The 12,177-nt window shown below is 36.0% G+C and carries 11 protein-coding genes and 4 pseudogenes; 5 read left to right on the top strand and 10 right to left on the bottom strand.

Going from position 1 to position 12,177, the window contains the following annotated elements; genetic code table 11:
• Positions 1-275: 275 nt before the first annotated feature.
• Positions 276-1,607 carry an NAD(P)H-dependent oxidoreductase gene (locus tag GGR08_RS05165; protein ID WP_183194309.1) on the bottom strand — a complete coding sequence of 444 codons (1,332 nt, stop codon included), beginning with the start codon at positions 1,605-1,607 and terminating at the stop codon, positions 276-278.
• A 161-nt stretch (positions 1,608-1,768) separates the two neighbouring features.
• Between GGR08_RS05165 and GGR08_RS05160 the strand changes: the two genes are divergently transcribed.
• Positions 1,769-2,248, top strand: a complete 480-nt coding sequence (locus GGR08_RS05160; protein ID WP_183194308.1) for a MaoC family dehydratase — start codon at positions 1,769-1,771, stop codon at positions 2,246-2,248.
• A gap of 441 nt (positions 2,249-2,689) precedes the next feature.
• On the opposite strand, the gene GGR08_RS05155 is transcribed toward GGR08_RS05160, so the two are convergent.
• From GGR08_RS05155 to GGR08_RS05145, 3 genes are read right to left on the bottom strand one after another with little or no spacing between them, the layout of a single operon-like run.
• A complete protein-coding gene (locus GGR08_RS05155) occupies positions 2,690-3,349 on the bottom strand; it encodes a methionine ABC transporter permease (RefSeq protein WP_183194307.1) in 660 nt (219 codons plus the stop codon).
• Positions 3,342-4,376 (bottom strand): methionine ABC transporter ATP-binding protein, encoded by a 1,035-nt coding sequence (locus GGR08_RS05150; RefSeq protein WP_183194306.1) that lies wholly within the window; start codon positions 4,374-4,376, stop codon positions 3,342-3,344. Before GGR08_RS05150 ends, GGR08_RS05155 begins: the two co-directional genes overlap by 8 nt.
• Before the next feature lie 47 nt (positions 4,377-4,423).
• Positions 4,424-5,242, bottom strand: a complete 819-nt coding sequence (locus GGR08_RS05145) for a MetQ/NlpA family ABC transporter substrate-binding protein (RefSeq protein ID WP_183194305.1) — start codon at positions 5,240-5,242, stop codon at positions 4,424-4,426.
• 507 nt (positions 5,243-5,749) lie between these two features.
• Between GGR08_RS05145 and GGR08_RS05140 the strand changes: the two genes are divergently transcribed.
• Entirely contained in the window at positions 5,750-6,388 is a 639-nt protein-coding gene (locus GGR08_RS05140) for an SH3 domain-containing protein (RefSeq protein ID WP_183194323.1), read from the top strand.
• A gap of 328 nt (positions 6,389-6,716) precedes the next feature.
• Here the strand turns inward: GGR08_RS05140 and GGR08_RS05135 are convergent, their stop codons facing one another.
• Entirely contained in the window at positions 6,717-7,748 is a 1,032-nt protein-coding gene (locus GGR08_RS05135) for an aspartate-semialdehyde dehydrogenase (RefSeq protein ID WP_183194304.1), read from the bottom strand.
• Positions 7,749-8,720: 972 nt separating this feature from the next.
• On the opposite strand from GGR08_RS05135, the pseudogene GGR08_RS05130 reads away from it, so the two are divergent.
• Positions 8,721-9,195 (top strand): annotated as a pseudogene (locus tag GGR08_RS05130) (integrase); the annotation flags it as partial.
• Between the two features lie 210 nt (positions 9,196-9,405).
• Positions 9,406-9,666, top strand: a pseudogene (locus GGR08_RS08290) (hypothetical protein); the annotation flags it as partial.
• On the opposite strand, the pseudogene GGR08_RS05125 reads toward GGR08_RS08290, so the two are convergent.
• The 3 genes and pseudogenes from GGR08_RS05125 to GGR08_RS05115 form a co-directional block, all read right to left on the bottom strand.
• Positions 9,587-10,012, bottom strand: a pseudogene (locus GGR08_RS05125) (DUF3987 domain-containing protein); the annotation flags it as partial. The pseudogenes GGR08_RS08290 and GGR08_RS05125 overlap by 80 nt on opposite strands.
• 421 nt (positions 10,013-10,433) lie before the next feature.
• On the bottom strand, positions 10,434-10,889 hold the full coding sequence (locus GGR08_RS05120; RefSeq protein ID WP_183194302.1) for a hypothetical protein: 456 nt from the start codon (positions 10,887-10,889) through the stop codon (positions 10,434-10,436).
• A gap of 70 nt (positions 10,890-10,959) precedes the next feature.
• Positions 10,960-11,265, bottom strand: coding sequence for a hypothetical protein (locus GGR08_RS05115; RefSeq protein ID WP_183194301.1), 306 nt, complete (start codon positions 11,263-11,265; stop codon positions 10,960-10,962).
• A gap of 209 nt (positions 11,266-11,474) precedes the next feature.
• Here GGR08_RS05115 and GGR08_RS08660 point away from each other — a divergent pair.
• Positions 11,475-11,743 (top strand): annotated as a pseudogene (locus GGR08_RS08660) (recombinase family protein); the annotation flags it as partial.
• On the opposite strand, the gene GGR08_RS08535 reads toward GGR08_RS08660, so the two are convergent.
• Together GGR08_RS08535 and GGR08_RS05110 are read right to left on the bottom strand one after the other, a co-directional pair.
• Positions 11,741-11,875, bottom strand: coding sequence for a hypothetical protein (locus GGR08_RS08535; protein WP_281377816.1), 135 nt, complete (start codon positions 11,873-11,875; stop codon positions 11,741-11,743). The pseudogene GGR08_RS08660 and the gene GGR08_RS08535 overlap by 3 nt on opposite strands.
• 98 nt (positions 11,876-11,973) lie before the next feature.
• Complete coding sequence (locus GGR08_RS05110) at positions 11,974-12,174, bottom strand: helix-turn-helix transcriptional regulator (protein WP_142417211.1); 201 nt, start codon at positions 12,172-12,174, stop codon at positions 11,974-11,976.
• Between the last annotated feature and the right edge of the window lie 3 nt (positions 12,175-12,177).

The following is a 12,177-nucleotide window of genomic DNA, read 5'->3' as shown; positions in this document are numbered from 1 at the left end:
TTTCCTTTTCAGAATGCTGGAATCTGGTTTTTTATAGTTGGTTATTTCCCAATAATACAGCTAGCCCTCTCGCCCTCTTTATCAGTTTTTTTATATTGTCTATCTGCTTAGGAGGGGCCTTCATAAAAAGGCATATTTTATCTTTTTAAAAATATTTTTTATATTTCACGATAGAATAAAATATACTCCTGTATTCAGGTCTCGTATGCAATAAAAATAGTAAATCAAATTATATATATAATTTAATAAGATAAATTTAAAGTAATAGGGAGGATTTATGCATGAATGGAAAGAGTCTTAAGTAAAAGATCTTGTTTGGTGCGAAGGCGTGCAATCCACTGATTTTCACGAATAGCGGTATTATGTACTGTAATCAGTTCATTTTTTTTAATTTCAGCTGTTACTGTTGCTTTTTCCAAAAGTCCACATGGAATGGCATGGTGTGTCCGTGCTTCTGTATAGCTCATTAACCAAGCACGATAAGTATAAAGACCGATAAAGTCTAGCTGATCACCAGGATGTAAATCTTTTTTAGCAACAGCACAAACTTCTGCTACGGGGTGATCAAGGGGGGCCATATCTTTTTTTCCATAAAGCATAATTCGTGCACAGGTTAGGGGAACTTCCATTGCTGTGAGATGATAGGGGCGATGAAAGGTGAAGTAAGGACCCTGACCAATTTTTAAGTCTTCCATACGTTCGCGAAGACGTGGATGGGTTATTTCTGCAATGACAAAAACACCTGGGGAAACACCTTGACCTGTTGAGTAATCTACAACACCATAATGTTTTAAAAGACCTCCATTTTGTTCTGGGATAAGCACTTTGCTTAAATCTTGCAAGGGAATTTGTGGACCATGCATTCCTGGGCAATCTGGGAGAAGACCAGTGGCATTAGCAATTGCTGCCATTTCAACCATCGTTTTGGAACCATCAATAAATTCAACCAACATGCGTACATTCATATTACGGCGAAGTGCTTCTTTTTCGTAAGTATCAGGTGTGGCATCAAAGAGCAGTGGATTATTTTTTCCTTTACCTGCTGCAACAATCTTATGTCCAAGAGCTGAAACAAATTCGATGAGCTCCATGCAAGAAGTAGGTTCATCTCCAGCACCAAGCGTATAAATAAGCCCTCGTTTTTCTGCTTCATGTTTCAGATAAGTACCAATCGTAACATCTGCTTCAACATTCATCATGACAAGATGTTTGTTATTCTCAAGCGCCTTTAAGCCAATTTCTGCTCCCGCTTCAGGATAGCCAGTTGCATCAATGATAATATCAATTTGTTCATGGCGTAAAACAAGGTCAATATCATCTGTTGCTGCGATCAAACCTTTTTCAATGCTTTGCGTGAGAGCATGAGGATTTTCAACTTCACAGACATGTCCATCTTCGCCATAGGCTAGTATAGCAGCATCAAAAATACGTGATGGCGTTCGAGTGGCTACTGCAGCAATTGTTATACCGTCCATATGTGCAATGCTTGATAATAAATCTGTGCCCATTTCACCACAACCAATCAGCCCGATACGGATAGGGGGATGGTTTTCTGCACGTCGCTTTAAATCATGCGCTAAACCTGTCAGGTTTACATTGCTTGCCATTCTTTTTTCCTATTTGAAAGTTATTCTACTAAAGAGTTTTCTTATTCATAATGTCTATTTGTTTTTAAAACAATTAATCATTTATTCTTGATGCTCTAATCAATGGATTTTATAAAAGCAAGAGGAGTGCATGCTTTTATAAAATAAATAGGAATAGCATTATGCAGCAAAAAATAGCAGTACAAGATGTCATTAGTTTTATTGGGAAAGAAGTGGGATTATCGGGGTGGCGTCTTGTAACACAAGATATGATTAATCAGTTTGCGTGCGCTACAGATGATCATCAATGGATACACGTTGATGAGGAAAAGGCTAAAAAGACGCCTTTTGGCGGCACAATTGCTCATGGTTTTTTAACATTATCGCTTTTGTCTACGCTTGCTTATGAGGCTCTTCCAGAGTTAGAAGGGGCTACAATGGGAATTAATTATGGTTTTGATAAAGTGCGTTTCCTCAGTCCTGTGAAAACAGGGATACGGGTACGTGCACGTTTTGTATTAGATGATGCAGAAATTCGTCCTTCTGGTCGAGTGGTTTTCCATTATGGAGTGACAATGGAAATTGAACAGTTAAAAAAACCAGCTCTCACTGCTCAATGGCTTATTATTGCTGTAGTAGGAGAGAAGTCTTCCAATATCTAAATTATTTGAATGCTTTATTTTATAAAATTTTTAACAACTCTATCAGAAGTTTCTTCAATGATAACGCTGAGAATGATCAATAGGATAACAGTTATGGTGGAGATATTACAGCATTGATAGTTATAACGGATTGCAATGTTTCCTGGATTGTTCTGATAGGTTGTTGCTAGAGCTAGGGCGGATTGTGATCAATATATTAATTTATTATTTTACATGTTGAGAGTGAGTCTCGAATATTGCAAGATTTTTTATTTCATTCCTTTTTATGTTAAATCAATTAAAACTATTTTCTTTCCCGTTACAAACAGGGGGGTATATGGGTAAAACCGTTAAAAAAAGAGAAAGAGTGTTTGTTTTTTTGAGCATTCGATAATTAAGGGTTGCTGCACTTGGGAGGTGGTAAAGCAGATGAGGGGATTGGTATGTGAAACTCTAAGTTTTTTAATGTTTTGTTTTATCAAGTTTTTGTACGATTTTATCAGAAGTCCATTGGGTTATAATATTGAGCATGATCAAAAGGATGATGACAATGGTCATGATAAAGGTATTGTAGCGTTGGTAGCCATAGCGGATTGCCATATCCCCTAAACCACCTCCACCAAGATATCCGGCAAGTGAGGTGGCTCCTATAAGAGAAATGACCATAATTGTAAAACCTGTAATTAGACTAGGGAGAGCTTCAGGAATAAGAACATGTCTGATAATTTGAAGGCGATTTGCGCCCATAGAGCGGATAGCTTCAATAAGATCATTGTCAACTGTTTTAAAAGAAAGTTCTGCCATGCGCGCATAAAAAGGAATAGCTGAAATGGTGAGAACAAAAATCACAGAAAGCATTCCTACACCTCTTCCTACAACGATCCGTGTAACGGGAAGAAGATAAAAGGCAAGAATAATAAAGGGAATAGCACGGATACTGTCAATGATGATGCTTAAAGGGCGATTGATAAGAGATGAAGCAAAAATTCCCCCACATGCTGTTGTATAAAGAAGAAGACCAAGTGGAAGCCCCACAATCAGGGCTATAAAAGAAGCACTTATTGTCATCAATATTGTGTCAAAAACGGCATTAGGAAGTTCATAAAACAGAATATTAAACATAACCTAAAACCTCGCAATATTGTCCTTTTTCGGTTAACCATTGAACAGCTTTTTTAAAAGCTTCTTTGTTTTGAGCGGGAAGGGCAAGAAAAAGGCGACCGATGGTTTCATTCTGAATTGTTTCAATGCTACCATGGAGAATGCGTGCTCTTAAACCGCTTTCATCTTCCAGAAGATGGAGAAAAGGTTGTTGGACTATTTCATTGGCAATATTAATTTCAATAACAGCTTCTTGGCCTATGAGTTTAAGGTTTTTTGCATATTTTTCAGGAAGTTGTGGTGTAACAAGTTTGAGCATGGCAATTGTTGTTTCTTCTTGTGGTGATGCAAAAATATCTTTTACACGTCCTTCTTCTACAATGCGCCCTTGATTGAGGACAACAATGCGATGTGCAATAGCGCGGACCACTTCCATTTCGTGGGTAATAAGCACAATAGTAAGATTAAGGTGATTATTAATATCGGCGAGAAGTTTCAGAATAGATTGTGTCGTTTCAGGATCAAGAGCAGAAGTTGCTTCATCTGATAACAATATTTTAGGATTAGCAGCTAGAGCACGGGCAATACCAACGCGTTGTTTTTGGCCGCCTGATAATTGTGCCGGATAACAATATTCTTTACCACATAATCCTACCAATTCAATAAGCTCAAGAGCACGTTTGTTACGCTGTTTTTTGTTTATTCCTGTTAATTTGAGTGGTAATGCAATGTTATCAATAACTCTTTGTGATGCTAAAAGATTGAAATGTTGAAAAATCATTCCAATACGTTGACGATAAGGTGTCCATTCTGTCTCTGATAGATTTGAAATATCTATTCCTTCAAAGAAAAGAGCACCTTCATCAATTTTTTCTAAGCCATTTAAACAACGAATAAGTGTTGATTTTCCTGCTCCACTACGACCAATAATACCAAGGATTTCACCGGTATAGATATCAAGTGATAAGTTATCAATCGCTAGAATGCTAGACGTTTTGTTAAAACAACGGTTGACATTTTTTAAGGAAATGAGAGTGTTTTTTTCCATTAAAATTACCAGAATTTTTGGCAAAACTACCAAGATGTTTGGTATAGTTACCAAGATGTTTGTGCGGCTGGTCCAAAAATTTCTTTGATTTTTGCACGGACGGGCTCGCTATTGTAGGCAGTAACTAATTTTCTGACCCATGGTTCATCTTTATCGCTGGTTCGCACAACAATGATATTGTGATAGAGATTATTTTCTGCTTTTTCCCATGCGACAACATCTTTTTGTAAGTTTAAGCCAGAGATCAAAGCCCAATTTGTATTGATAACTGCAATATCAAAATCATCAATAGTTCGTCCTAACATGCCGGCATCGAGTTCTCGAATTTGCAAGTTTTTAGGATTTTCAATAATATCCAGTGGAGATGAAAGAATATCGTGAGGGTCTTTTAATTTAATAAGATCTAGAGAATTAAGAAAGAGTAGGGCTCTTCCACCGTTGGATGGATCATTAGGAATGCCAATATGTGCTCTATCGCGCAGTTCGTTTATGGCTTTAATTTTGTGAGAATAGATCCCCATTGGGGTAATAAACGTGTATCCTACAGTTGAAAGTTGATAACCACGCTGCTCCATTTGATTTTTAAGATAAGGTATATGCTGAAAAGCATTTGCATCAATCTCTCCTGCATTAACAGCATCGTTGGGTAAAGTGTAATCAGAAAAATAAACAAGCTCAATTTCTAAACCAACTTTTTTAGCTTGTTCAGCAGCGATTTTCCAAATGGTTGCCTCATGTCCTTCCATGACACCAAGTTTGATTTTTGACTTGTTCGTAGCCATGACAAAAACCGTAGACAAAAAAAGTGTAAAGAGAGAAAAAAACAATCCTATAATTTGACTGCGAGAAAAAAATTTTAATGTCATGTGCTTTTAACTTTCTTTTTCAAGAAATTTTTTGAGGGAAGTTTCAATCTATTCTGTGTTCTTTTTTAGGAAAAGCTGAAATTATACAAGCTTTCAAGAATATTCAATCATTTTTATTTTAAAAATAGTATTATTTTCCCCTATTTTCGGCAGCATTTTTGGAAATGTTTATTATGAGTGAGCAAAAATTCTCTGAAATTCAGGCAATCAGTTCTTCATATTGGAATCATTTGTTGAGGGAACCAATGACACCTTAAAAACTTTTTTAAGGGATGATTGGTTGAAGAGCCAAGCAATCAGATGATGCTTTAGCAGTAAATTCATGAGGAATATACTGCACAATCAAGATCAAAAGGCCATGTTGTGTAGGGGGATAAAGAGAGATTTTGTTGCAATGTTGTGAGGTCTTTTGTGGGAAATGAAGATTGACGATCACTGGATTTAAATGCGGCCAATTTTTGCAAAGGTGAATATTGAGCCCTTTATATATTAGAAAGGAAGTAAATGATGTTAAGAAAGAAATTGTTCTCAACGACAATGATTTTATGGGTTTTGGGAGCGTCAGGGGTGGCAATGACTACTTTTCATGCGGAGGCTGAAACCATTGCAGGAACGGTTGCTCGTGTTGCATCAGGTCAGGTGTCTTTACGCACAGGTCCTGCGACAGCTTATAAAATTATCGCAATGGTTCCAATGGGAGCAAAAGTGCAAATTTATGGCTGTCTAGCCAATAAAATTTGGTGTTCTCTTGGTTATAATGGAAAAGTTGGTTGGGCATCCGCACGTTATGTAAATGTTAATAATGTTCCTACCATTGCTTTTACAAAGACGCCTGTAAAACCAAATTCTATGATAAAATCGCCAAAAGAAAAAATAAAACAGGCTGTTTCCGATCTTAAAGTTCTTCCGACAATTCAAAAAAACCAGAAAAATATGCAAAAACTATACAGAACAGATGTAATTATTGATGCCACAGGTGTTAAAAAGAGGGATGAACGAACAATTTTGAATCCGTCACCAAAAGCACAAGGAGTCTCTGTAAAGCATATGAATGCTTATAATCCCTTCTTTCCTGATGATGTTAATTACAAAAATTTTGAACGCAATGAAACGCGTTACCGTGTTGTGACTTATCCTGCTCCATAAGGATAAAGTTAATTTCAAAACAAGAATGATAAAAAAGTACAGCAGCATAAAGAAAAAAATGCTTTATGCTGCTAATCCTGGCTGTACCGTAAAGTTGTCTCAAGGTAGCGATTGGTAAAAACTACTTAAAAAGCGCGATTATGTGCAGATTGGTGCAGAGAGAGTTTCGCTTTGGAAAACAGAGAGAGTTAATAATATTCAGGATAGAATTTGAAACGTTTCGAAATACTGTCTTTTAGGATGGGGTTCGGTGGGAAGTTATTTAAAGAAGCCGGATTTTTTATAGACCGGCTTTGCAGGGCACTTCATCCTTTTAACAGAGAGATAGTTAATTTGCCGATTTAGGTTGTATCAAATTACGAGAAATAAGCAATTCAGCAATTTGAACAGCATTCAATGCTGCTCCTTTTCTTAAATTATCGGCTACAATCCAGAAAGCTAAACCATTTTCAACAGTGATATCTTCACGAACACGACTAATAAAGATGTCATCCTCTCCTGTACATTCATAAGGTGTGGTATAGCCACCATCTTCGTGTTTATCGATGAGTTGACAACCGGGGGCTTCGCGTAGAAGTTCTTGTGCTTCAGATGCGCTTAATGGCTTTTCAAATTCCACATGAACTGCTTCCGCATGACTGATAAAGACAGGAACCCGAACAGCCGTGGCTGTTAATTTAATTTTTGGATCAAGAATCTTCTTCGTTTCTACAGTCATTTTCCATTCTTCTTTTGTATAACCATCTTCCATGAAAACATCGATATGAGGAATAATATTAAATGCAATGCGTTTGGTGAATTTTTTCGATGTAATTGGATCTGCAACAAAAACTGCCCGTGATTGTTCGAAAAGTTCGTCCATTCCTTCTTTACCAGCTCCAGAAACTGATTGATATGTAGAGACAACAACACGTTTAATGATTGCAGCATCATGGAGAGGTTTTAAAGCTAAGACCAGTTGAATTGTTGAACAATTGGGATTTGCTATAATATTGCGCTTAGAAAAAGCATTTATGGCTTGTGCGTTTACTTCAGGCACAATCAATGGAACATTGGCATCATAGCGCCACGTGGAGGAATTGTCGATGACAACGCAGCCAGTAGCAGCAATTTTAGGGGCGTATTCTTTGGAAATGTTTCCCCCCGCAGACATAAGACAAAAATCTGTGTCAGAAAAATTGTAAGTATCTAGAGCCTTTACTTTTAAAGTTTTATCTCCATAAGAAATTTCTTGCCCTAATGAGCGTCGTGATGCCAGAGGAACAATTTTATGCGCAGGAAAACCATGTTCTTCTAAAATTGTCAGCATTTCACGCCCTACATTTCCGGTTGCTCCGACAATTGCAACTTTAAAATTCATTATTCTATACTCCTCATATCTCTCCATATTTAGTCCCCGTGCTATACTCAGGAGAGAGTGAGTTGGTCAAGGAACGTCATTAAATTATATGTTTGATTTTCAATAACTCCAATTTTGTGCATACCAATCAGAATTGCCAGCACAAAATTTTTTATTTCAAATGATACTGTTTTTTTTAATTTTTCAGAATTGAAAAAATTGAATATTTTATACTAAGTCATCATTCCTTTAACAGCGCTTTAATTAAGTGAATTCTTTATCTACTGTCAATTGTTTATCTTCACTGTTTTGAAATTTTTAAGGATGCTATTCTGCATCGCGTTGGTGAAATCTTTTATACTTTATTTGTTAAGTATTCAATTATTTGGCTTTCTCCTTGTGGCTTTAAAGGTAAGTATTCCTTTTTGGTCTGTCAACGGACAGATTCTAGCAGATTCCACTCGGTTTCGCATTTATAGGATTCACTTAAATTAAAGGTGCTACCAGCAAGCTTAAAAATATTTAGCGTGCATTATAAAGATTTTGGGTTCCTAAAAAATATTTGAATGTTGCAAGGAGATGTGCATGTTTCATATTTCTATACCTTAAATGGTAAAATTTACGGTATGATAGAAAGATCAAGTAGCCATTCTATAAATAAATTCTGATAAAAATTATACATATAGTTTTTTCATGTCTGTTTTTTTATTTTGTATTGTTTAGATCATAAAAAACACCTTCATTTGAGGTATGGTGGGATAAGGTATAGAGACTTTCTTGATACATGGAAGTAGTTTTTTAGTGCGTGGTGAATATTCTTAAGTTTGCTTGTTGAGTTTTTAGTTTAAGTGAATCATCTTTAATTTGAGTGAAAGCCAAGTGAGACTCTGGATTGTTTACTGATCAGATTAGGTTAAGAATCTTTGTTCTTTGAGGCGTGAAGAGACAGTCAAAATTCTTTTCAGTGTTATATTTCACGGACGCTGTCGTGAAATGGGTTTGGGTGTCTTAAATGCTTCTTTAAGATAAGCCTATGAATGTGCAACATAATGGTACTCTATTTTATGTGAGGATTGTGACTCCATTAAGAACGCAATAAATAAAAACGTGAAGCAATAAGCAATCTCTATTATTTAAAGATATTGCTATGGATGCTTTTGAAAGTCGGAAAGCTGAATTAAAAGGGGATGGGAAAAATGGACATTGGTTTTTACCTCTACGCCTTTATATTCTGCCAAAATTAGGCTGTCTGCTCGTTTCAGAGATGGCACAAACAGAGATATGCGGTACCTTTTCTCCCATCTGGCATGCAAAAGCTGCAACTGCAGAGAAAGCAATAAATCGTCTTAATATTTATCTCAAGCATACGGCTGCCTTGAATTTGGATGTTGATTTACAAATAACAATAAAAGCACGCGCTTTCTTAGGCCAACAACGTCATAAAACCACTAATAGACCAGCCATGGATTAGAAAGATGTTCCTGTCTTTATCAGTTACTCTTTTTATTCCTTTTTTAGACAAATTTAATCCACACACTCATCCTACTTGGTTATGTGCAAATGAGAGGTTTTGATTAATTCAAGATAAGCAGGTTTGAAATAAGAGAATCCTACGTTATTCGAGATTCTTATTCAACATATAAATTACCATTATAAATTAATATCTTGTACCTATACAACAGCGTTGCATTGGACAAGTTATCTGTTCAGTCATGCCAAACGTCTTTATGCGGCGCATGATACATTAACAGTAGAGCGTGCCAAATTAATTGTCGAGCGCTGTGATCATTTGCCCGATATCTTTACTTTACGTGATATTCATCAAAGAAGTTGGACTGGTTTAACAGATAATAGAACCGTTAAACAAGCTTTAGAACTCTTATGTCGCTCCATTCATACCGTCTATCAGGACGCCGACCTAATTCATTCCCCTCTATAGGAAATTCACGAATATAGTTACAACGACATAAAAGCTCTAAAGCTTGCTTAACGGCTCCATTGTCTTTTAAAGAACGCCAACATCGTCTATAGATATCCCTTGCTGTAAAAACATCGGGTAAATGATCACAACGCTCGATAATTAATTTTGCACTTTCTGATGTCAATGTATCATGCGCCGCATAAAGACGTTTGGCATGACTGAACAGATAATTTGTCCAACGCAACGCTGTTGTAATGGCATAGGGTCCAATTTCTAAACGACCACTGTCAAGAAGTTCAAAAATCAATGCAAGGCTTGCTATGGTCTTTGGCATTTTTAAAAGATGCGATTGTAAGCTTTCTGAGTGAGCCCTCCATTATGATTTTTTATTAAAGGAAAAAAATAACAGTAATCATTTCAGATTTACACAATGAAAGAAAACTTTTTAGTTTTTCTGTTAGTGATGAAAATGTATTTCAAACAATAATGAGTATGTTTTCAATTAATTTAAGTGATCCATAATTACATTTCGAATATGAATTTGGTATATACAAAGATGACTTTAGATTTAGCTAAATATTGCTATGAAGAATACAAACATAACTAAGAAAATGAGAAATGAAGTTTTTTTGATTGAATGGAAAAAGAAACCAGCAGCGATATCTCATTTGACAGTTTTTCCCTTCAAAAAAGCTATATAAACGAGAGATTTTCATTTAACCATTACTTTTAAAGATGTGTGAATAAACTAATGTAAAAAGCTTTGTTATGAGTATTTTATTGAGTTAGAAATCTATACCAATAGCTTTGGCTTGCATCTTTTCGTAGAGCTTGCGCATAATCGTCATATTTTCTTTACGCACATCAATAATTGATTTTTCAATTGACGTTAAACGAGATTTATCTAAGTTTCCTAACCGTGCATAATGGGATGCTATTGCTTGACGTACTTCATCGTAAGGCAATCCGCCTTTACGATTTTTGGGTAAACTATGAACTTCATTTACTGTCTTATATTGCGCAGGATTACTAACAAGGATTATGTGCTTCTTAATAATATCTATTTCCATTAATGCTGTTTTAAGACTACTAATCATCACTTTACTATTGGCATATCTTAGCAGATCATTTTCTACAAGACTACGCTCCGTATCAATAAGTAATGACAAACCACCGCTTTTCTCAATGTTACGAAGATAACTACACAAATCATTGCGCACATCATGTAGTTTCTTGGTCATCAATGCTTCATCAAGACTTTTTACATAGTTATTTTCGCGAACAAAAATACGTTCTAACTCCTCAAATTCTTTAGAAGTGATGACCTCCTATGATAACATCTTTATCTAACCAATCGGGACCATATTCTTTATCAGCATCTTTAGTAGAAAATCCCATATCACGAATAAATTGTGCTCCATGCCGCTTTTTAAGAAACAGAAGTGTATGTGCTGGAGGTTCAGTCATTGCTAACCATTCCCACGCCGCTTTGCTATCATTAGCACGGTCCGCTGCTTCTGATTCAGCAGTATAAATGCAGTTTTGATCTAACCCGCCTGCTCGTAACTCCTCACGTTCAGCATCAGTCATATAACTTTTGGGTAATGTCTTTTGCATAGGAAATTTCTTTCTGTAATCTATCTTGAAATATTAATCTAATGGTTAAATCTGATCAATCAAATTTCCTATGAATTTTTCAATTTGTTGTTTGGAAATGAAATAAGATATCTGTTTTTATCTTTGATCATTTTGATTGTTTGTATCAAAGAAAATTATCGTTTTTTCTGATACTAATGTATACACTTAATTGACGTTCTTTATTGAACATGACAAAATTTTACCCATATTTACGAGTTTCTCCTGATGACAAGATACAGAAAATCAAAAACTTGGATTGTTAGAATATGCTAACAAAAATGCTTTTGCTTCACTCTATATTGAAAGAGAACTGTAAATAGAGGGAAAGATTGGTGCAAACATAGCTTGGTGCTTTGATCCAAAGAACAGAGTAGGGGAATTATTATTGAAATCTCATATAGTAGATTTTTCTCTTGATGTTTTAGAGCTTTTTAAAGCTGTTAGTGAGCGTAATTTATAAGGTACGCCAATTTATTAGGGATAATAACCTATCATCCTGAGCGGGGCAACGAGCTGTTCCGTAAGGCCCATGCCAAACTCTACGCAAGGCACGAGTAATACCCCGCGCATTCTTCAAAGAACACATCATTTTAAATCCTATAACATTGCGTCATAGGACGGATTGTGCTATCTCTAGATTGATGAGTTTGAGAAAGCCTTGTCCGTCCTTATGTGACAAGGTTTTTTTTATGCCGCGTTACTTTGACGTTGCTGTTTTGCTTGCTCGATGACATTCAAAAGATCCGATTGTAACCAACGGGATAAAAAACCAAATTTTAAAGGTTTTGGGAGAGAGCCATTGGTAACATGACGGCGGAATGTTGAGACACTCATATGAAGCAATTTTGCACTTTCACGGTCTGTTAAAAGAATATCATTTTCTGTCATTCT

Source organism: Bartonella fuyuanensis (assembly GCF_014197255.1).
Lineage (GTDB): Bacteria > Pseudomonadota > Alphaproteobacteria > Rhizobiales > Rhizobiaceae > Bartonella > Bartonella fuyuanensis.
The sequence above is the reverse complement of the archived record's forward strand: the minus strand, read 5'-3'. Positions and strand labels throughout refer to the sequence as shown.